19 protein-coding genes and 1 rRNA gene are annotated in these 20,765 nt (G+C 62.7%); 9 read left to right on the top strand and 11 right to left on the bottom strand.

Going from position 1 to position 20,765, the window contains the following annotated elements:
* A 5S ribosomal RNA gene (gene rrf / locus AB0F86_RS26050) occupies positions 1-88 on the top strand; the annotation flags it as partial.
* Between the two features lie 54 nt (positions 89-142).
* Here rrf and AB0F86_RS26045 read toward each other — a convergent pair.
* Positions 143-421, bottom strand: a complete 279-nt coding sequence (locus AB0F86_RS26045; protein ID WP_356986038.1) for a MoaD/ThiS family protein — start codon at positions 419-421, stop codon at positions 143-145.
* Positions 422-426: 5 nt separating this feature from the next.
* On the bottom strand, positions 427-1,524 hold the full coding sequence (locus AB0F86_RS26040; RefSeq protein WP_357171731.1) for an exo-alpha-sialidase: 1,098 nt from the start codon (positions 1,522-1,524) through the stop codon (positions 427-429).
* 321 nt (positions 1,525-1,845) lie between these two features.
* On the opposite strand from AB0F86_RS26040, the gene gntA reads away from it, so the two are divergent.
* Together gntA and AB0F86_RS26030 are read left to right on the top strand one after the other, a co-directional pair.
* Positions 1,846-2,529, top strand: a complete 684-nt coding sequence (gene gntA / locus AB0F86_RS26035; RefSeq protein WP_357171729.1) for a guanitoxin biosynthesis heme-dependent pre-guanitoxin N-hydroxylase GntA — start codon at positions 1,846-1,848, stop codon at positions 2,527-2,529.
* Positions 2,530-2,571: 42 nt separating this feature from the next.
* The gene (locus AB0F86_RS26030) at positions 2,572-3,450 is read left to right on the top strand and encodes an ATP-grasp domain-containing protein (protein ID WP_356986039.1); all 879 of its coding nucleotides are present in this window, start codon (positions 2,572-2,574) and stop codon (positions 3,448-3,450) included.
* A 51-nt stretch (positions 3,451-3,501) separates the two neighbouring features.
* Here AB0F86_RS26030 and AB0F86_RS26025 read toward each other — a convergent pair whose 3' ends face one another.
* The 5 genes from AB0F86_RS26025 to AB0F86_RS26005 form a co-directional block, all read right to left on the bottom strand.
* Positions 3,502-4,407, bottom strand: coding sequence for an ADP-ribosylglycohydrolase family protein (locus AB0F86_RS26025; RefSeq protein ID WP_356986040.1), 906 nt, complete (start codon positions 4,405-4,407; stop codon positions 3,502-3,504).
* A 63-nt stretch (positions 4,408-4,470) separates the two neighbouring features.
* A complete protein-coding gene (locus AB0F86_RS26020) occupies positions 4,471-4,770 on the bottom strand; it encodes a hypothetical protein (protein ID WP_356986041.1) in 300 nt (99 codons plus the stop codon).
* A gap of 8 nt (positions 4,771-4,778) precedes the next feature.
* Positions 4,779-6,272: a hypothetical protein gene (locus AB0F86_RS26015; protein WP_356986042.1), complete on the bottom strand. Its 1,494-nt coding sequence runs from the start codon at positions 6,270-6,272 to the stop codon at positions 4,779-4,781.
* Positions 6,269-6,595, bottom strand: coding sequence for a WXG100 family type VII secretion target (locus AB0F86_RS26010; RefSeq protein ID WP_356986043.1), 327 nt, complete (start codon positions 6,593-6,595; stop codon positions 6,269-6,271). Before AB0F86_RS26010 ends, AB0F86_RS26015 begins: the two co-directional genes overlap by 4 nt.
* 37 nt (positions 6,596-6,632) lie before the next feature.
* Positions 6,633-6,959 (bottom strand): WXG100 family type VII secretion target, encoded by a 327-nt coding sequence (locus tag AB0F86_RS26005; RefSeq protein ID WP_356986044.1) that lies wholly within the window; start codon positions 6,957-6,959, stop codon positions 6,633-6,635.
* A 381-nt stretch (positions 6,960-7,340) separates the two neighbouring features.
* Between AB0F86_RS26005 and AB0F86_RS26000 the strand changes: the two genes are divergently transcribed.
* Complete coding sequence (locus AB0F86_RS26000) at positions 7,341-8,507, top strand: hypothetical protein (protein ID WP_356986045.1); 1,167 nt, start codon at positions 7,341-7,343, stop codon at positions 8,505-8,507.
* Positions 8,504-9,379, top strand: a complete 876-nt coding sequence (locus AB0F86_RS25995) for a DMT family transporter (protein WP_181699311.1) — start codon at positions 8,504-8,506, stop codon at positions 9,377-9,379. Before AB0F86_RS26000 ends, AB0F86_RS25995 begins: the two co-directional genes overlap by 4 nt.
* On the opposite strand, the gene AB0F86_RS25990 is transcribed toward AB0F86_RS25995, so the two are convergent.
* Positions 9,360-10,037 carry a phosphoribosylanthranilate isomerase gene (locus AB0F86_RS25990; RefSeq protein WP_356986046.1) on the bottom strand — a complete coding sequence of 226 codons (678 nt, stop codon included), beginning with the start codon at positions 10,035-10,037 and terminating at the stop codon, positions 9,360-9,362. The genes AB0F86_RS25995 and AB0F86_RS25990 overlap by 20 nt on opposite strands.
* 222 nt (positions 10,038-10,259) lie before the next feature.
* Complete coding sequence (locus tag AB0F86_RS25985) at positions 10,260-10,409, bottom strand: hypothetical protein (RefSeq protein ID WP_356986047.1); 150 nt, start codon at positions 10,407-10,409, stop codon at positions 10,260-10,262.
* Positions 10,410-11,434: 1,025 nt separating this feature from the next.
* Here AB0F86_RS25985 and AB0F86_RS25980 point away from each other — a divergent pair.
* Genes AB0F86_RS25980 through AB0F86_RS25970 form a run of 3 tightly spaced genes read left to right on the top strand, consistent with a single transcriptional unit; the run spans position 11,435 to position 14,681 of the window.
* Complete coding sequence (locus AB0F86_RS25980) at positions 11,435-11,899, top strand: hypothetical protein (RefSeq protein ID WP_356986048.1); 465 nt, start codon at positions 11,435-11,437, stop codon at positions 11,897-11,899.
* The gene (locus AB0F86_RS25975) at positions 11,896-13,224 is read left to right on the top strand and encodes an AAA family ATPase (RefSeq protein ID WP_356986049.1); all 1,329 of its coding nucleotides are present in this window, start codon (positions 11,896-11,898) and stop codon (positions 13,222-13,224) included. Before AB0F86_RS25980 ends, AB0F86_RS25975 begins: the two co-directional genes overlap by 4 nt.
* Positions 13,224-14,681, top strand: coding sequence for a hypothetical protein (locus tag AB0F86_RS25970; protein ID WP_356986050.1), 1,458 nt, complete (start codon positions 13,224-13,226; stop codon positions 14,679-14,681). Before AB0F86_RS25975 ends, AB0F86_RS25970 begins: the two co-directional genes overlap by 1 nt.
* 438 nt (positions 14,682-15,119) lie before the next feature.
* On the opposite strand, the gene AB0F86_RS25965 is transcribed toward AB0F86_RS25970, so the two are convergent.
* Together AB0F86_RS25965 and brxD are read right to left on the bottom strand one after the other, a co-directional pair.
* A complete protein-coding gene (locus AB0F86_RS25965) occupies positions 15,120-17,252 on the bottom strand; it encodes a DEAD/DEAH box helicase (RefSeq protein WP_356986051.1) in 2,133 nt (710 codons plus the stop codon).
* Positions 17,249-18,562, bottom strand: coding sequence for a BREX system ATP-binding protein BrxD (brxD, locus tag AB0F86_RS25960; RefSeq protein ID WP_356986052.1), 1,314 nt, complete (start codon positions 18,560-18,562; stop codon positions 17,249-17,251). Before brxD ends, AB0F86_RS25965 begins: the two co-directional genes overlap by 4 nt.
* Positions 18,563-18,726: 164 nt before the next feature.
* On the opposite strand from brxD, the gene AB0F86_RS25955 reads away from it, so the two are divergent.
* Entirely contained in the window at positions 18,727-20,634 is a 1,908-nt protein-coding gene (locus tag AB0F86_RS25955) for a DUF2075 domain-containing protein (protein WP_356986053.1), read from the top strand.
* The last annotated feature ends 131 nt before the right edge of the window (positions 20,635-20,765 follow it).

Raw genomic sequence — 20,765 nt, 5'->3', positions numbered from 1 at the left:
CGGTCCCATTCCGAACCCGGAAGCTAAGGCCACCTGCGCCGATGGTACTGCACTCGACAGGGTGTGGGAGAGTAGGACACCGCCGGACAATCATTCACGAAAGCCCTCTGACTACGGTCAGGGGGCTTTCGTCGTTTCTGGATCAAATTCGGCCGCCGGCAACGGCCGGAATAATCATCACCTCGGTCTCTTTCTCGACCGCAGTTTCCTGACCGTCGAGAGTCCGGCATTCGTCACCGTCGACATAGAAGTTCACATACCGGCGCAGTACTCCACGTTCATCCCGCAGGCGTCGTTCCAGCCCCGGATACTGCTCACGCAGCGCATCGAGCACCTGGCCCAGATCAGCCCCGTCGATGTCGAGTTCCCTTGCGCCGTCGACGTATGCGCGAAGCACCGACGGCAGACAGACGCGCGCCACTGCCCTTATCCGATCACCGCGGCGCGCACACAGAGCACGTCCGGGAGCTTGTCGGCCACCAGCTGCCAGTGGTCGCCTTCGTCCGCACTGCAGTACACCTCGCCGTTGCGGGTGCCGAAATAGATGCCGGTCGGCTCGGCATCGTCGGCGCACATGGCATCACGCATCACCGCCGCCCAGAACGGCACCTCCGGCAGCCCATCGCTGAGCGCCGACCAGGTCTGCCCACCGTCCTCGCTGCGGTACACGGCGCACTTCGCGTCGGGCGGAAATCGAAAGCGATCCATGTCCGCGACCAGCGGGAATGTGTAGATCACGCCGGGTCGCCGAGGATGCGCGACGATCGGGAATCCGAAATTCGACGGCGGCAGCCCACCATCGATCGACTGCCAGCGCTCCCCGGAATCGGTACTACGGAACACCCCACCATGGTTCTGCAGATACATCGTGTCGGGATCCGCGGCATCGAGCGCCACCTTGTGCACGCACTGCCCCCATTCCGGTAACTCACCCGGCATGAAGTCCGCTGTGACCCCCTTGTTCGTGGGTCGCCACGATTCCCCACCGTCGGTGGTCTGATACACCCCACCGGTCGACATCGCGACAGCCATCCGCCTGGTATCGGCCGGATGCGGAAGGATCGTGTGCAGTGCGAGCCCGCCACCTCCTGGCTGCCACTGCGTCCGATGCGGGTGGTCCCATAATCCCCGCACCAACTCGAAACTGCGCCCGCCGTCCTCGGAACGGAACAGCGCCGACGGCTCAACTCCCGCATACACCACATCCGGCTCCGCCTCGGTCGCCGGCTTGATCTGCCAAACCCCTTGCAGCGCAGCATCTGTGTCGTCCGGAAACGCCAGCGGCGCGTCGTCCGGCTCACTCCACGTCTGCCCGAGATCATCGCTGACCACCATCGTCGGACCGAAGTGACTGTTCAACACCCCCGCCAGCACGCGCGGCGTCTCCGATCGTGTGTCGATCGCCAACGCCTTCACATCGGCAACCGGAAACTGCGGCGGCGATACCTCCCAGGTCTTGCGCCCGTCCCGGCTCCGTGCCAGAAACAGCCCCTTACGAGTCCCTATCCCGAGCAACACGTCCATCGCAGACCTCCAGGTGGTCACCGCAACGCTGACGAATCTCGACGTTACTCTTCGACACCGACAAGCCGAAGGGATCGCGCCGAGCGGTCCGAATTGCTCTGCGAGTGTGCCGACCCGCGCCGCCGGAGGTGATCCGCGACACGCTCGCCCGTCCGATTGTGCCCTCAAGCGGGGCGAATGATTGTCGGTGTCGATTCGATCGATTAGCGCACTGGCTGGTCGGCTGACAGGATCAGCTCGCAATATGGGCCAGGTGGCTGCATTCGCCGAATGGCTCGCACTCCGGCCCGGTAGAGATGTGGTCGGAAAGGAACGCCGGGGTTGACGACGGATGCGCGAGCCGAAGTGGGGAACTTCCTTCTCGGAGACCGGTTCGCCTGTCTGGCGGGTCGCTCCGCCTGGCGCCAGGGCGGAATCACCCATTGCCACTACGACGTGCTCGGCGGCGAAGAATCCGCCCGCCTGATGGCCGCCGACCTGGCCGAATTCGTCGGCGCCGCAGACTGGAGCTCACGAAAGTTCACCAGCTTCATCGCCACCTTCGAACAGCCCCGCGGCGTCGACGAACTCCGCTTCGAAGAACTCCTGTGGCAGCACCTGCAACTCCTCCACGAGGCCGACGCGCAACGCTTCGCCTGGGCGGACGGTTGCTCTTCCGACCCCCAATCCGAAGAATTCAAATACAGCGTCGCCGGCCACAAATTCTTCGTCATCGGCCTCCACGAAACTCACCGCCGCCTCGGCCGCCGCCCACCCTTCCCCATGCTGGCCTTCAACTCCCACGACCAGTTCGCCCGCATCAAAGCCGACGGCATGTGGGACCGCCTGGCCGACAAGATCCGCAAACAAGACATCATGCTCCAGGGCGACATCAACCCGAACCTCATGGAGTACGAAACCCTCTCCGAAGCCCGCCGCTACTCCGGCCGCCCCAAACCCGTCGACTGGCAATGCCCCTTCAGCGCTCGTCCAGCGCTGGAAGGTGCAGAGGCTCAGCCCGCCTGAAATGCCTGACCGCGCGATTACCTCGCCGACTATTGTGCGAGGGTGACCGCCACCCTGCTGTTCTGCTGTGACCCGCTGAACCCGCGAAAGGTCGACGACCACTTCGCCGAGCAGGCCGAGAGCGCACGAGCTGCGGGTGCACCTGTCACGCTGCTGGACCACGACGCGCTCCTGACCGGTGATGTCGATGCTGCCGTCCGCCGTGTGGCTCGGGACAGCGGAGAGCTGTGGTATCGCGGCTGGATGATTCCCACGCAGCGATATCGCGAACTGGCCCAAGCGTTTTCATCCCGCGGCTGCAGCCTGGCCGTCTCACCGGACCAGTACGCCTCAACCCACGAACTGCCGGGTTGGTATCCCTCGTTCGAGGAGCTGACGCCGCGATCTGTCTGGTCGGCGACAGGACCCGGCGAGATCCCCGATGAATCGGCACTCGCACAGTTGGTCGCGCCGCTCAGGGACGGTGCGGGGATCGTCAAGGACTACGTGAAGTCACGCAAGCACGAGTGGGACACCGCCTGCTTCATTCCCGACCTCCGGGATTCCGAGAACCTGCGACGGGTCGTCGAAAAATTCGTCGAACTGCAGGGAGAGTTCTTGGCAGGTGGACTCGTGGTGCGCGAGTTCGAAGACTTCTCAGACACGGCGGGCAGCCCCGCATCGGAGGCCCGAGTCTGGTGGCTCGACGGAGAACCCATTCTCATCGGCCCGCACCCCGACAACCCGGCAATCCACGTCGAACCGGACCTGACCGCAATAGCGCCGACCGTCTCCCGCTTCGGCCGCCGCTTCATCACCACCGACGTCGCCCGTCGCATCGACGGGGTGTGGCGAGTGATCGAAGTAGGCGACGCCCAGGTCAGCGACCTACCCTCAACCATCGACCCCGCCGTGTTGATAGGCCGGCTCGCCAACCGGTGACACGATCTGTCCGTTTCAACTCTCGCCCAGCCTGCCTGACCCTGTCTCAGTTCACATGCGGCGGCGCGCCGAGTTGATCGAGGTGAGCCAGGAAGGCAACGGTTCGCGGGCAGCGAGCCACGCCGAGGGTACTCCGTTCGCGGTACCGGTTCCGGTATACGCGGCAACGATGCCTCCGGTAATGGCGCAGGTCGTGTCGATATCGCCGTCAGCTTCGATGCAAGCGGCGACAGCTGCCGGGTAGTCGTCCAAATATGTTGCGGCTGACCACAATGTGAAGGGCACCGTGTCCTGCGCCTTCACCCGGGATCCGTTGCCCAGTTCATGTGCGGCTTCTGTGACGGTCGCGCCGAGCAGGGCACGAGCGCGGTAGACGCCTCGTGTCGTCTCGCCTGGTTCGAGACGCTCCAGGACGGCGGCGAGGAATTCTGTTGCAGTGGGCCGAGTTCCGGTGCGGCGGGCATGAGCGGCCTGCCCCGCCGCGACGGCCACGGCGACCGCGCCGAGCACTCCGTCGGGGTGCATGTGAGTTACCTGTGCCGACCGGGCCGCTTCGGTGACAGCCCGTTGCGGATCGTCCCAGTAGTAGGCGCCCAGCGGGGGGACCCGCATAGCCGCGCCGTTGCCGCAGGAACCCTGACCCTCGAACGTAGCTGTGGCCGTTTCTCGCCAGCGCGCACCATTGCGGATACGACGAAGCGTGGTGACTGTCGCATGCCCGTAGTCGCGTTCCGGAGAGAATCGGCGCGCGAACTCGATGGCCAGGCGATCCTGATCGATGTGCTCGTGGCGGCGTAGTTCGGCGACCAGACCGCAAGCCATCTCGGTGTCATCTGTCCAATCCCACGGCCCTCTTGGCGGCCTGCCCGACCGAAGTTCAGAGAGCGACCTCCCCATGATGAAGAACTGCGCCCCCAGCGCATCGCCGACCGATAGCCCGTCGAGCGAATCGAGCATCAGTGCCACACGGTCAGCGGCGGTATTCGACCGCCATCTCCATCTCATCACGGAATCATCGTGTCAGGAGTTGATCGGGTTGCCGATGGGATCGAACACACGGCGACCATCCGGGGTGAGCCAGAAACCTTCGCTGTCGCGGAGGTAGACCAGTGCACCGTTCTCGTCGCGCCATTCGTGTCCGTCGGGCGAGACTGTCCAATTCTCCTGAGCGGTGCCGGACCTGCCGTCGTCCTTGATGTGGGTGACATTGCGCGGAGCCGTGGGATCCAGTGAGCGGCGGCGCACTTCGGAGCGCATGTCTTCGAACGCGGCCAGTTGCCGAACTGCCCGCTCGTACTCTTCGTCGTGGGGAGTCGTCATGACTGCGGTTACCTCTCGACCATTTGGATCACGACCCGGCCCGTAGCAGGGTCGACGAACTTGTTGTGCACCATGAATTGACTGTTCGAAGGAAACAGTACTTCGTCGTCCGTGCCGAACGGCGCGCCGTTGTCGGGGTCGGAGTAGGTGCGTCCGTTCTTGGACACGATCTGCATTTCCACATTCCGGTTTCCCGCGAAGACGTCGGAGACACCATCGGGCTTGTTCGACGTGGACATGAATCCGGGGTCTCCCCACGGCTTGTTGGGTTCGAACTCGGCCAGCTGCTCCGGGGTCATGTTGACATGTCGCACCACGGGACCCTCGTGTTTGGGCAGCTTTTCCAATGCTTCGTTCAGTCCGTCGATCTGACGTTGTTGCTCGGGTGTCGGGGTCTCACCGCGGCGCAGCAAACCACCGAGATCGTTGCCGTACTGATCGGACGGCCCCCGCGCCAGGATTTCGCGATCCTTCGGGTCGAGGACATTCGGGGCAAGCCCGTGTCTTCGTGTCGATGGGTTCTTGGCGCGCATGTCGAGGAGGCGTTGCATCTCCTTCTTGTGGTTCGCGAAGTCCGGCACGCTGGTGAAGCCGCGCGCCAGGCCGTTGCTCCTGAACACAGTGATCAGCGGCCGGATCTTCGGGCCGTACCTTGCCACGATATGGGCAACACGGCCCGCCGCGATGGCAGCACCACCGACGGCGGCGGCGCCGAAGGTCACCAGCGATGCCGCGATCGTGATAGTCGCGGTGATCGCCATCTCCAGGGCGATATCTTTCGCCATGTCCTGGAGGAATCCCTCGATGGCCTCGCGCATCGTGACCAACGCGCTGCGATGCGTCTCGGCACTGGCACCGATTTCGGCGAATCCGCGGACAACGTCATCGGCGGCCGCCTTGATCGCCCGGATGTCCTCGTCGATGGAGTCGTATTCCTCGGCTGTGATCTCGGCGAACAAACCGGCGATGCGGTGAAGTTCGGCGACGAATCCGGTGACGGCCTCAGCGGTCGAGAGATTTTTCCAGAGGGTGGCGGCGTTGCCGAGCTTGCCGGTGTCGCCGTCGGGCACGGTGATGCCGACCTCGGAGGCCAACCCGATCAGATCCGAGAGTCCGTTGCCGGGACCGCCGGCAGAGGGGAGCGGAACCCGGCAGAACGCCATCAGCTCCGGTGGCATCTGCGGCTTCGCCGGCAGGTCGGCACCGAATTCCGTGGTGGCGAAATAGTCACCGAGTTCGTGGTTGTAGCCGAGCTCGGTGAGCACACGGCCGTATGCGTCTGCGGCCGAGGCCACCTGGCGGACCGAGTCGATCAGCTCGTTGGCTTTGGTGTCGTACTGCGCGGCCCAGGTTTTGGCTTCCTCATAGGAGCCGCACATGCTGCCACATTGCGCCAACGCCGCCCATTGACCATCGATGGCGGTCCACCAGGATTCGGCGGCCGCGCACAGCGCCTTACCCGCGGTGTAGTAGGTCTCGGTGTCGACATCGACGAGAGTCACGTCCGGTTGCTTTCGTCGCCGGTGGCATTGCCGCCGCCACGGCCGAGCAGGGCCCTGTTGGCGTTGATGGTCGCGGTATAGGAATCGTGGGCGCCTCGGGCAGCCGCCCGCATCTTCTCGATGCCGTCCGCTGCGGTACGCGCCGAGGCGAGCCAATCGACGTGCGCGGTGTCGTAGGCGTCGGCGGCAGCGCCGCTCCAGTCGGCCCGCATCGTCGCGACTCGCTCATCGATTTCGATCAGCGATTCCTCGAGGAACACCTTCAAAGCGTTGATCTGGATCACGGCATCGTCCAGATCGATCAGATTCACCCGGTAACGCATCCCTCTCCTCTTCGGCGTTCCGACCTCCCAGCTGCGATCACAGATCGAGCGAGGAGCCGTCGGCTAGCGATCCTGCCCAGTCACGGTCCTCTTCGGACAGCGTCACACTGGTCACCCCGAGCGCGTCCGCCATGACAGCCAGCGCCTCCAAGACACCGGCTACGCCTGTACATGCCTCGCCCCAGCCCGTTCGAAACGAATCCGATGCCGGACCTTGCCATGTTTCCAAGAGCCCGTCCACGTCGGCATCGGTCGCACGAACCCCCATAAGCAACGACTGTGCGGTCTGCTGGATGTACTGACCAGCACTCTGCACATGGTCGGGGATGATCGAAAATGCCCCGTTCGGAACCTCAGATGTCACCTTTGCCCGCCCCTTCCTGCCTCGATTGCGCCCGTGAGAGTACTCGTTCTCACCGAACTGTCTGTCGCTCAGGTCACCGTCGCGCCGGCCGAGTACGTCGCGAGTCGTTGCGGTAATGAATCCGCCGGTCCGATCCGGAAGCGGTCTGTTTTGCGTCTGTATAAGTGAAAGGACCTGGGGCGAAGTGGCTTCGGAGCAGATCTGTAAGGGGAAGACATGTCCAATCTCGATGAGCGGATGAGACTGGCGGTCGAATGGTTCGAGCGTTACCAATTCTCCGATGGGGCGGGTGGGGCCGGGTGGGGCTGGATTCACGACGTACCGCCGAATCCGCAGAACACCGCCGAAGTGGTGTGCGCACTGACCGCGGCGGGGATCCCGGTGCCGCGGGCCGACGAGGTGTTGCACCTGGTGCGCAGGCAGCGGATCGTGCCGCCCACCGCGGGCGCGGGCGAATTCACCGGGCCGATTGATATCGCGTGGCAGTTGCGGGCGATGCATTGTCTCGGCGTGCCGGACACGGATCCTGATGTGGCCGAATGCATTCGGCGGCTGATCGAGGAGCAGGACGCGGAATCTGGCGGGTATCGGATGTCGGGGTGGATCGGTCCGGTGTCGCTCACCGCGACGTCCGCCGCGATGCACGCCCTCGCACCTTATGCGGCGACAAACGAAGAGGTCGCCAAGGCCACACTGCGTGGGGTGACGTTCCTGGCGTTGACGATGCTGTCCGATGACGTCCGCGCCGAACCCCTGTACACCGCAGCGCACATCGTGACGGTACTGGCGCGCCCGGAGTTCGCGTCGGTCGGCGGCAAACGGGCGCGACGGGCGTCGGAACTGGCGATCGAACGCATTCTCGACGCGTTGGCCGACGGTGGGAATTGCAATGGGGACGAGTACTTTCTGCGTGGCGACATCGCGCACACGTGGCGTCATCTCGGCCTGCACTCGGCAGTGGGCGCCCTCCTCGTCGCGGACGGCAAGCTGATCTTCCATCCGGCGGTTCGCGCCGCACTCACCTCGCTGTTCGAGCTGCAGGAGACCTCGGTGCGGCTCCCGAGTCGTGGTGGGTTCAGGACTTCGAGTGAAGGTTTCGTCACCGCGTACTCGACGACATCAGCCGTCGAGGCGATGGTGCACGCCCGGGCGGCCGTCGGCGAAACAGCCAATCCTGGAAAGATTTTCGACCTGATCTGCCGAGCCGACGGCGCGCACCACAGCGACGGTCAGGTGCTGGCGAAATTGGGACGGCAGCGGCTGATCATGAACAGCTTTGCCGGCTTCGCGGTGTTCCTGTTGGCGCTGACAGCGGGGTTGACCATTGTGGCCCACGGTGCGGAGTTGAACGCGAGGTACGAGAATCCGGACTGGCCGGTAAAGCTGGCGGCGAGGGCGCTCGTGATCTGGGGGACAACCGTGATCGCGTTCGGCACCCTCACCTGGCTCACCAGCCGGTTTCCCAGTTCGTCGTCGCGCGTGGTTGCGGCGGCTGTCTTCGGAGGGTTCACTGCTGTAGTGCTGCCCATCGTGACCTATGCGATTTGACCGTAGCCCGGTCGTCCTACACCCGAGCGTCGCCGTGGATCATGCTCGCGGCGACGCTGGTGTGGGGCGCGTCGAGCGCGGCGTTGGCAGCTGTTGAAGGTGCCCTGACCTCCTCGGCGCTGGTCGCCGCAGGTGGCGGTGCGACGCTGCTGCTCATCGCGGGAGTTCGTCGTCAAGATCCGCTGCGGATCCTGCGGGAGTCGCCCGGGTTGTATATGCGACTCGGCGCGCTCGAAGCGGCCAACCTGATCCTGTTCGTCGCCGCGCTGAAATGTGGTCCGCTGCCCGTAGTCGTTGCGCTACACCTGATCGCGCCACTGCTCTTGCTCGCTGCCGATATCGTTCGCGGTCGACGGCGGCTGACATCGTTGGTTGCGATCGAATTTCTCCTGGTCGGTGCCGCAGTAGCCGTTGCGGTGCCAGGTAGCTCGAGTGAGATCCGCACGGACAGAGCACTATTGGGTTGTATCTTGGCGGTCGGCAGCGCGGTGTGTGTCGCGATGCTGGTCAGCCTGATCGCTCGCGAGTCGGCGCAGCGGCCGACGATCGCGTCGGCCGGCTGGCAGCTGGTCGTGGCCGGAATCCTCGGCGCCGCACTGATATTCACCGACCCACCCGACCCACGTACCGCCGGTGCGCTCGTGCTCGTCGGTGCGCTACTACTCGCCCCCGGTTTTGTGCTGTATTGGCGCGGTCTACGCGGACTCGACGCGACGAAGGCCAGCATCATCGGACTCAACGAGGCAGTGTTCGCCGCGGTGGTGAGTGCGATTTTCACCGATACACCGATCACGACGGGCGCGGTGATCGGCGGGCTGCTCGTCCTGGGCGCGGTTGTGCTGGACGACAAATCTAGACAGACGCCGCCCTGACCCTTTCGACGAAAGCAGCGCACTCCGCCTCTGATTTGTCTCCCTCGGCGTCGTCGACACCCGAATTGACGTCGACGCCGAAAGGCTTCACAGAATCGATCGCCGCACGAACATTGTCCGGCGTCAGCCCGCCGGCCAGGACCACGCGCTTGCCCCGATCCTTCTGCGACTCGACGATCTTCTTGCTGATTCGCCAATCATGCGTCTGACCCGTCCCACCGAGTCGCTCCGAGGTGCGCGAATCGAGCAGGATCACGTCGCAGTGATCGACTATGTCCTCGACGTCGGAGAACACGCTTTCGTCAAGGACGTGCACCGCACGAATGATCTCCCGTGTATCCCTGCGTGCATACACTTTCTCGAGATTCTCCGGGCTCACCAGGCCGTGAACCTGAATGGCATCCACGTCGACGCTGTCGGCGAGCGCCAGAATCTCGTCGGCCTCCGTCAGGTGGGTGACCAACACGCGTTTCACCGACGCTGCGAGCTCGCGGGCCAGTGCGGACAGCTCGCGCGCTTCCACAGCACTGAGCTCATCCTCGCTGAAATGAGTAAGACCGCAGATGAACCCCACGGCATCCGGCCGCGCACGTAGAGCCCGGCGCAGGTCACCTGTTGACCTGATGCCACAGATCTTCACCTGAACGGGCTCTGTCATGACGCCCAGCCTAGTGACGTCACAGGGTATCCAGCCACCTGGGACGTCTGAATCACGGATGCTGTTCGACACTGTCCGTCGGTGCTGATCGATCGCGGATTGTTGACCTGCATGTGCGGTTGTTAGCGTCGTTCACTGCCTTGTCGGGACGGCCGCGATCCCCGCGAGAACGAGGGCACAGGCAATGGCAGGCCGGTCCGGTGGTTCGTCGCCTGGAGCCTCCTACACCAGCAAATCGACCAGTCGATCAGGGTTCAGACACCATGCCTCGGCATCGGACAGAATGCTCTCCGCGTCGAGCGTGCCCGCGGACTCGACCAGATTTACAGACAGCTGATCGAGCACCTGGTTCCTCTCGATGAAGAGGCTCATTCCGCAGCTCAGACCATCGTCGCGAAGGTCCTCTGGGTAGTGCACACGGGCCCAGGTGCCGTTCTCGAATCAGTACACGCAACCCAACTCGTCGTCGCGTCGAGGAAGGTGCATGGGTAGCGAACCGAGGCACGGTTGAGCTCTGCCAGTTCGATGTGCTCCTACGCGATGTGGCCGTGGGCAGCCAGCCACTGGCAGTCGGACAACGCCAATCAGATTGCAGCGTCCTGAGTCCCACAGGACTCGTCGTCGAAGTTTCTGTGCAGCAGAATCATTCGATCGGTGTTGCTGCGGGGAGCGCCGGATTCCGACGAGCCGGCGGAAGGCTTCGCCGCTGCCTGCGGGGGGCGAAGGCAGTGAGCGTGGTGCACCAGTCTCCGACTGAATGACCTGCATGAGCGCAAGCAACGAGGCCGGTTCGGATTGGTTTGTGCCCGCATGGCGCATGGCGGCAACTCTCGCTCTGCCGCGACTCTCGTTACCTCGGAGGTCGTCTGGATGTCGTTCAACGAGCCCGGACACTGTGGATTCCAGGCGTCCTGCTAGGCGGGCGCGGTGATTAAACGGGGACTGCTGCCATGGTGGGTGGCATGGGTCGGGTGGGCCGCAGCCAGCTGGATCTCCTGGGCACTCGGGGCTGCGAGCTGGGCGGGTCGCCGCGTGTGGGGGTTACTGATCGGTGCGGCGTTTCTCGCTGCTGGAGTCTTCGCCACCGGCTGTGTGCTGCTAGCGGCGATCAATGCCACTCACGGACCATGAGGCCAGCCGCTATCGACCGCGCAGTCGGTAACTCGTGAACGGCTCATCGGTCGCAGTCTCGGTACTGACCGTCCCGCCTAGTACCTGCGTCGGACCAGAGATGACGTCGACTGGGAGGTGATTTTGCAACCAACACTTGCAGTTGCGGTCTGACATACTGCGACACGGCCGCAGGGGTCAGTGGTTTCTCATTCCCCGGACAGTGTGGCACTGCCTATGTGTCGGCAGCTGCGGGTGCGAGACATGTTAGGGATAGGATCAACGGCGTGCCGCACACCTCAGATGAAGATCACTTCCGTCGCGCGGCGGAGCGCCATCACGACGATGCAGTGCATCTGCAAGACAGTGCGCGGCTTCCAAACGCGGATCACCACTACGGGTTTGCTGTCGAGTGCGCGCTGAAGAGCTTGATGCTGCGGTACGGCGGCGCCAGTATGGGGCCCAAGAAGAACGGCAAGCTGCCGAACAAGCCCTGGATCGGCAGCGGCCAGAACGATCTCGGGCACCTTCCTGGCCTTTGGTCCGAGTTGCGCCTGCATCTTCATGGTCGCTCCGGCGGGAAGTTGATGGCGCTACTTACCCGCTCCGAACCGTTCGACACCTGGGATGTTTCGGATAGATACCGCGAATGCCCCGGACTGCTCGAATCGACGGTGACACAGCGAAAGAAGGCATCAACGGAAATAATGAGCCTTCATCAGGAAGCGCTCCTAGCCGGGAGATTGCCATGAACGTGACGCCTGAACCGCTTCGGTTCGATGATGTGATCCCGCGAGCACGACTGATCGCGGAAGAGGTCGCCGCGACGGGGCTCGATGTCGTCATTGTGCGAGACATCGTGGGCAGAGTCTCCCTCTTGGTCGACGACCGCACTGCTGCGGATATGTCGGACGATTCGGTCGAGTCATGGACATGCCGGTTGGTTGAAGAATTGGGGCTGTATGCCGGTGAGGAGCCGATGGTGTTCGCATCGGGACTTTTTCTCGCTGAGCAGCTGTTGTCAAGGGCTTCGTTCGGTGTAGTGCCAGGGCAGTCGTCTGCGTCCGGTCGAGTCGGCCGCATCGAGAACACGGTGGTGGGGCAGGACTGGGCACAGGTTCGCGCGCAACGGGCGGGAACCGCGCCGCGCCGCGTTGCGCTCTACGGATTCAAAGGTGGTGTCGGTCGCTCGACTGCTACCGCCATGCTCGCACGGCATTTGGCTGACCAGGGAAAATGCGTACTGGTAGTGGATTTGGATCTCGAATCTCCTGGCTCGGGCCCGATGCTACTAACTGCAGAGGACATGCCGACTTACGGTGTGGTCGACCAGCTGGTCGAGTCGGCGGTCGACAACGCGGATGGGTTAGATCTCGTCGTCGCAGCATCGGGGTTCACCGCTCGTGGGAACGGCGAAATATGGGTAGCACCGGCGCGCGGAATAGGGAAGAGCCCGCGCGCCTATTCCTACGTGGATAAACTCAATCGCGTTTATGGTGAATTTTCGGGCGGGGAATTATTTGCGGATCGAATGGAGGCGGCAGTTTCCGCCTGTGAAAAAATGGTCACAATGCGCAGTCGTCGCCCCGACATCGTGCTCCTGGATAGCCGTGCAGGGCTTCATGATCTCGCAGCGGTGACGATCTCGAAGCTCAGTGATATCGCCCTGCTTTTCGGGGCAGACAACTCACAGACCTGGGATGGTTATCACGATCTGTTCAAGTATTGGTGTGAATGTGGGCAGGCTGAAACCGTGCGCGACAAATTGCAAATGGTTGCATCGATGGTGCCCGACCGCCGGGGGATGTCGAAGGATCAGTACCTGAGCTCGTTCGTAGAGCGTTCGTGGACTTGCTTCTCAACGCTCTACGATGATGTGTCAGGAGCCGACCCGCTCGGCTACAATCCCAGCCCCGAAGATGTCACCGGACCACATTATCCCATTCCTATTCTGTTCACCCAGGATCTCGTCGGAATAGACGCTGTGTCGACCGAATGGGTCCATCTCGACTTCGTACAAGTTGCCTATTCCGCGTTTCTTTCGGAAGTTACGAACTTGATTGGAGGAGAACTGTGATGAGGGCTGACTTGGCGGTCGACGAATATCGCCGTCTACTGAGTGATGCCCTTCCGACAGCGCAGGACGCGGACACCATCGAGCCGTCTATTACAACTCTTTTCACGCCTGACGGGCACCGACGTGCTCTCGATATCGATGCGACCGTCGTACGCGGCGGCCGCGGTGTCGGTAAGACCGTGTGGTGCCGCTCGCTGTTGAACGACGACCTGCGTAAGCTCGCGGCAGCAGAGTATAATCTGGACCGATTGAACCGAGTGCAGGTCTCGGCGGGATTCGGGTCTGCTCTTACAGATCGCTACCCCGGACCGAGCGAGTTGCGTCAGCTCATCGATTCAAAGGCCGACGCGTACCAGCTGTGGAACGCGGTCCTGCTGGTCGCGCTGAATCATCCGGATATCATCGCGATCAGAGGTTGGCGCCTGCGGTTGGACTGGCTGCAGGACAACCCCGGAGAGCGCGACCGATGGATTGCCGGCGCGGACAGGGAAACCCAGGCAGCTGGGAAAACGCAATTGGTCTTGTTCGATGCGCTCGACCACCTGCACTCCGACCGTCGACAAGCTGACCGTTGGGTGCGCGGCATTCTGCAACTTGCACTGGAACTCCGTCTGCGGACCAAGGCGATTCGATTTAAGGTATTCATTCGTCCGGATATGCTGGAAACATCAACCCTGCAATTCCCTGATGCCTCGAAGCTGATATCGAATGCTGCGGATCTGGGTTGGTCAACCTCGAATTTATACGGGCTATTTTATCATAGTCTCGGTAATTCTCGACTCGTCGAGGCGGCTAAATTTCGCGCCGCTACCCCTCGTTGGCGTGAACCAACGCCTGGACGGCATCTTCCTCCGGAGTCGCTTGTCCGCGAGGCGGAGACGCAGCGTGCGGTTTTCGAAAAGATCGCTGGACCCTATATGGGCGCCAATTATCGCAAAGGTATCACCTATACCTGGCTTCCGAATCACCTGATGGATGGCGGCGAACAGGTGAGTCCTAGAAGCTTCATGGGTGCACTTCACGAGGCTGTGCGTGATACCACTGAAAGTCGCCCCTCAAGCATTCACCCGATCTATCACGAGGGCATTCGACGCGGTGTGCAGCAAGCATCCAAAACAAGGGTCTTGGAGATAAGTGAGGATTTGCCGTGGGTAGGTACTGCCGTAGACAAACTCAGCGGTCAGCAAGTGCCGATCGAAGAAGCGGTGGTCGTCGATCTGTGGGAAAAGGAAGGTCTGTCCGGAATTCTCCGTACCGAGTCCGACCGTATGTCTCGTGGGGGAGATGACACGGAAGTTCGAACAGGACCCAAGAACCCTGACAATTACAGTCTTCTCATCGGTGAGCTCATTGAACTAGGGGTCATGAAACGACGCAAGGATGGGCGCCTCGATCTGCCCGATGTGTACCGAATCGCCTTCTCGATAGGGAGAAAAGGTGGCGTACCAAAAGCGTAGTTTGGTGCTCGATTCCGGATGCCTCACTTGAAGTTTCCGAGCGGATCGTCTGCCTGTCAGGCGCATTGTCTTTACGCTGACTCGTGCTCGCGACTAATGCGCGAGCGGTGCGGTTCGAAATGGGTGTTGTCGAATAACGTCGCGTCACTAAAGTGCCCCGTCGAAGGAAGGGCTGCCGGGTATTGTCCGGGGCGCAGGGTGGGCCAACCGCGGTGACGTCCAATGGCCGTTTCCCAGTTATCAGCCGACTCCGTATCGGATCGCGAGGCAATCTCGGCATCGCGAGTTCAAGATTCGGCTCCGACTGGCTTCGGTCATCGCTGCAGTCGCCAGTCTGCGACCTCCAGACGGCCGTGCAGGTGGCCAAGTGGACCGGGCCGTTCTCCGGCGCGAAGGCTACACCGGGTCAGCGATTGACGTCGGGGACGGCCGAATCTGTCAATTCGCGTGTATTTTGGAGGGCTCGCCGAGCACGCGCAGGGCACCGTCGACGTCGGCGAGGCGCGCCGAAACGGTGGCAAGAGCAAGATAGTCCGGCAGGACGTCGGAGAACTTCAGGCCGCGGACGGCGCGCTCATCAGCCTCAGGCAAGACGACCACCGAACCTCGAGCACGTTGCTCGGCAAGAGCTTCGTGCCATAGATGGGTAGTAAGGTCCGGTCGTAGTCGGATACTGAAGTCGTTGGGTCGCTGGGTCGGGTCGACCACGGTGGAGAGGGAGGCAGCGAGGGTGGCGTTCGCGCGGAAGCCGGCCCAGGTCCACCATCGCGCCACATTGTCCGTGCGCTCAACAATGGTGGCTCGGTGGTCCACAGCCCCCGGACCTTTGGTGTCCCGGAGGTCGTCCAACTGAGCGCGTGCTCGTCGGGTGAGGTCGACCGGTGGGTCGGTGCCGAGAAGTACATCCCGAATCGCTCGTGTCAGCTCGAACGACAATCCACGTACACCGGTACTGGACCATTTCGCCTTCCCCCCGGAGTCCGCGGGTTCGACGAAGGCTCGCCGCCTGGCCCAGTCGATGTAATTGACCCGCCAGCTGCGTCCGGCCAGGAGCAGGATTCGGGGCCCGGTGGTCTCGGCAGTGAGGACAGTGGGGTCGGTGTGTCCGATTTCCTGGCGTCCGGCGAGAACCGTGAATTGCGGAGGCGCCGTGAAGGCGGCGGTCAGGTCGAGAAAATGACGCTTACCGAAGCGCTTTTCGGCAGATGGTCCGATGTGCAGCAAACCACCGTCATCCTCGAGGTGACCTTCTTGAATCAGATGACGGAGGATGGGTGTGGCGCTGCCATCGAACGGTGCCAGACCATTCCATCCGTCTACCCAACGTCGATCGCCGATACTGTGCTGCTGCAGGGTCAGGGCGAGTAGCTGTTGGGCAACAAGATGTCGTGGTTCTGGTGGCGGGGTCACCGGTTCGACCCATCCACGGCTCCACAGCAGCAACAGACCCGCTGCTTGCAACAGGGCATCGTCGTCGGTGGTGAGGAACAAACAGTTTCGAATGCTGTTCGCCCGGCGTCCGGTGCGCCCGAGGCGCTGCAGAAATGACGCGACGGTTGTCGGCGAGTCGATTTGGATGACCCGGTCGAGATCGCCGACATCGATGCCGAGTTCGAGGGTGGAGGTGGACACGATCACGCAATCGCGGGCTTCGGCGAAAGCTTGTTCGGCTCGGGTGCGTTCGTCTACCGACAGTGACGCGTGCGACAAGAAGACAGTCACCTGTCGGGTGCGCAATGCTGCGCCGAGCTCCTCGACTTGGCGACGAGAATCGCAGAAAACCAGGCGCTTTTCACCTCGATGCAGTGCCGCAACAACTTTGGCCGCGTTCTCCAACGAGCCCACATAGTCGAGTTCGATGTGCCCAGGCGGCAGTGCCGAGCTGACTTCCGGCTGGGGCAGCGTCACGCCGGGAGCGACCACACGGCCGGGTCGGATATCGGCGCCCGATCCCTGCAACCACGTGAGAAGGTCGTCTGGATTGCCGACCGTGGCCGACAGGCCGACCCGCTGGATAGGCCGATTGGTGACACGCTGCAATCGTTCCAGCACGGCGAGCAGGTGCCAACCGCGGTCGTCCCCTGCAAAGGCGTGGACCTCGTCGATCACCACGGCACGAACGTTTCCGAGGAGCTGATCGTGATCGGTCTTGGTACCGATCAGCATGGCTTCCAGGGATTCCGGCGTGGTGAGCAGAATATCCGGGTGTTCACGGCGGATGCGGTCGCGACGGGAGTTGGAGATATCGCCGTGCCACAGCGCCGCGGTGCGGCCCAGCCACTGCGCGTACCCGTCGACGCGGGTCACGAGGTTGTTCAGCAGTGCTTTGAGCGGGCACAGGTAGAGAATCGAGGTGCCCGTCCACTGACGCTGTGTCATGGTGCTGAGCAAGGGGAAACAGGCTGCTTCGGTCTTTCCGCCTGCCGTCGGTGCGAGGAGGATGGCATCCTCCCCGTCCATGAGCGGCGCGATCGCTTCTTCTTGCAGCGGTCGCAGCCCCGGCCATCCGAGGGTGTTGACGATGTGGTGCACCACGACCGGATCGAGTCGGTCCCAGGCCTGCTCGGTCACAGCTCGAGGTCTATCTCGTCGGCGTGGACGAGGTTGCGCTCGGCATCGGTAAGTTCGGTGACCCCGACTGTCAGCGTGTAATGCTGACGCGGATCGAAATCGGGGAACTGGTCGATGCGGTCGAGTACGTCGCCGACCAGCTTCTTGAGGTAGACGCGCGGCGCGATTCCCACCTTGCCGCCGAGCGTGCCACTGACTGCGGTAGCCAGATCGGCGATGTAAGTGTCATCAGCGACGCGCCGGATACGGTCCGGATCTGTGCTCCCGCCTGCATACAGATCGCGAATCGTGCTACCGAGGGCAACAAGGGACTCCATCGTGAACCCAGGGAGCCGCAGCTGCACGGCCCGTGGATTGTCGAATCGGGGATCGGTGGTGAAGTCGGTGGCGAGACGTTGGGCCAGCGGCGCCAAGCGCTGCACACCCTGCTGTCCGTCGAAGAACGCGGGCGTTCCGGTGATCAGGAGGTACAGGCCGGGGTAGCGGCCGGAGTGGACTTCGTCGATGAGCTGACGCAGCGCATTGAGTGCTTTGTCTCGTGCATCCGAACGGACTCGCTGCAGTGTTTCGACCTCGTCCAGGACCAACAGGAGACCGCGATGGCCGCTGTCACGCAGGACGGTCAGCAGTCCCTGGAGAAACCCGAGCGCGCCGAAATGATCGAGCTCGCCCCGTACGCCGGCGGCCCGTCGTGCGGCGGCGGCGACGTTGGGTTGACCGCCGAGCCAGGCGATGATGGCCGCTGCCGTGGCGTCGTCGTTGTCGAGCAGCGCGCGGTGATAACCGCGAAGCGCGGTGGCGAACGACGGCGCATGCCGCGACACCTCGGCCAACCTTGCGGACATCAGGTCACCGACCGCCTCCCCCAACTTCTCCTCGGTAGCTCCGCTCGCCAGGGCATCTTCCTCGAGGGCGTAGAACCAAGCGTCGACGACCGGACGCAGGGCACTGGGCGGAAAACTCGCGGTGGCGAGCTGTTCGGTGACTCTTCGATACACCGTCTCGAGCTTGTGCAACGGTGTCTCGGTCTCCGAGATCTGGACCTCGGCGACCGCGAACCGCTTGGCTCGGGCCCGCTCGCCGAGCCACCGCGAGAAAAACGTCTTACCCGACCCGTACTCACCGCGCACCGCCTTGAAGACCGCACCGCCAGAGGAGACGGTTTCGAGTTCGGCGTCGAGTGCGGCTTCGAACCGGCCGAGTCCGGTAGCCAACAGGTCGAGCCCATTGCCGGGCACCGCACCGCGCCGCAGGGCATCGATGACGTCGCGGCGGCGGACTGCACTGACCGGGGAGGGGACGCTGCTCACCAGTGCGATCTTGCCATGTTCGACGCCCGGCCCAGCATGTACAGGTTGTAGCCGAACCGCAGTTGTCCTGCCCACGATCCGACGGCTTGCAGCGTGCCAGGGCAGCGTTGTGACTGAAAAGTCTTGCTAGGCAAACGGTTTCAAGATCGCATAGATTTCTTGCTGTGAGGCAACCGTATCGTGCAACAGCTGATGAGATCTCGAAGTACAAGCCGAAGGGTTCGCGGGTCGAGGCCAGGTTGTCGGATATCCTCGCCGAGCATCTCGGTGGTGGAAAGTCGGTGCGGAAGTCGTGGGATGCCAGTTTGCCGGCGTTCGCAAAGCTGCTCGTCGAGGCTGGACTCGGCGACATCGACATGCTCATCGAGTATCCGATGCCAGGGACCGACCTCAGCGCGGCTGACGTCGTACTCGCAGGGATCGACCCACGCGATGGTGCCCAGATCTATTTCGTTGTCGAGCTCAAGCAGTGGAGCAGGACGGAACCAGGTTGGGGAAGTCCGCGACTTGTGCAGGTGCCGAATCTGTCTGTCCAGAACCATCCCATCGACCAGGTGCGTGGCTACTGCCAGTTCATGGCGAATTACGTCGCCGAACTTCATTCGCGCCCACATGCGATCCATGGACTCGCTTACCTGCACAACGCGACGCGGGCAAGTGTGCGCAGCCTGTTCGATCGGCAGCCTGACCAGTACGGGCGGTTGTACACGGGGAGTGACGACGCGGACCTCATCGCCTTTCTTCGCGAGCGGATCACGCCTGCGCCGGCTGTCGTCGATGAACTGCTGGATAGTGAGATCCGTCGTCGACAGGGATTCTTCGATAGCGCTCGTGAGGTACTCCGAGGGCATTCCACCATCGCGCTTCTGGATAATCAGCGACTCGCCGCGACGGCAGTGCTCAACGAGGTCGAACAGGCCTCCGCATCGGAGGGTACACAGAAGCGGTTGGTAGTTGTCACCGGTGGCCCGGGAAGCGGTAAGAGTGCGATAGCCCTGGAAATAATGAATGCACTTCGGGATACAGCCCATACGGTGGTCCACGCGACGGGTTCGAGCGCCTTCACAACAACACTGCGCAGTCGCTCGGAGAAACGTGGTTCGGAGGTGAACGCCTTGTTCACCTACTTCATGCAGATCTACAAGAACCACGGCAACAGCGGCGGAGTCACGGTCCTGATCTGCGACGAGGCGCACCGTGTTCGTCGCGTCTCGGACGGACCGCGCGTCAAGAAGACAGGGCTGACGCAGATCGACGAGCTGGTGAGATGCGCGCGAGTGCCGGTCTTCTTTCTCGACGAACAACAGGCTGTCCGCCCCGATGAGGTCGGGACGGTGGCTATGATCCGGGAATACGCCGACCACAACAACATTGTCGTGCGTCATATTCAGCTGGAAGACCAATTCCGATGCGGTGGAAGTGCGGACTACCTCGAATGGGTGCGCAGTCTGCTCGGGCTGCGCACAGGTACGTACCCGGTACCATGGCGTGGGGACGATTTCACAGTGCGCATTGCCTCCACGCCTCAGGAAATGGAGGACTTTCTCAGAGCGCGCGTCGATGCCGGAGAAACAGCCCGGATGACGGCGGGATTCTGTTGGGACTGGAATTCGCCGGTGGACGGCCGGGCTTTGCCGAATGATGTCGTGATCGGTGATTGGGCACGACCGTGGAACAAGAAGGGTAAAACCGCCGTACCGTCAGCGGCGTCCTCGGATCTCTGGGCAACGGATCCACGGGGATTCGGCCAGATCGGCTGCATCTACACCGCGCAGGGATTCGAGTTCGATTGGGCTGGAGTAATTCTCGGGCCTGATATAGCTCTCGGTAAGGGCAGGTTGGTCGTAGATCCGACGGAGAATCGAGACACACCGCTCAAGGGAACCAAGAACAAGCCGGTCTTCGATCACGACGTCGACCGCCTCATCCGTAACGCCTATTACGTACTGCTCACCAGAGGTCTGCGCGGGGTGGTCATCTATGCCGTTGATCCGGCGTTGCGGAATCTGCTGCACGAGCTTGTCGACAACGGATACCGACGACGAGTCCCCGCAGGAAGTGTTGTGTTATGACCAGAGTCGGCGAGGGCATGATGCGCAACGACTACCCCGCCACCTGCGCGATGTGCGGTTATGGGCTCGGGCCGGGGCAGGGCCTTGTACAGACTCGGTCGAAACGGCCGTTCCCAGTGTTGTGTGACTCC

The organism is Nocardia sp. NPDC023733, assembly GCF_040639775.1.
Taxonomy (GTDB): Bacteria; Actinomycetota; Actinomycetes; order Mycobacteriales; family Mycobacteriaceae; genus Nocardia; species Nocardia rosealba.
The sequence above is the reverse complement of the archived record's forward strand: the minus strand, read 5'-3'. Positions and strand labels throughout refer to the sequence as shown.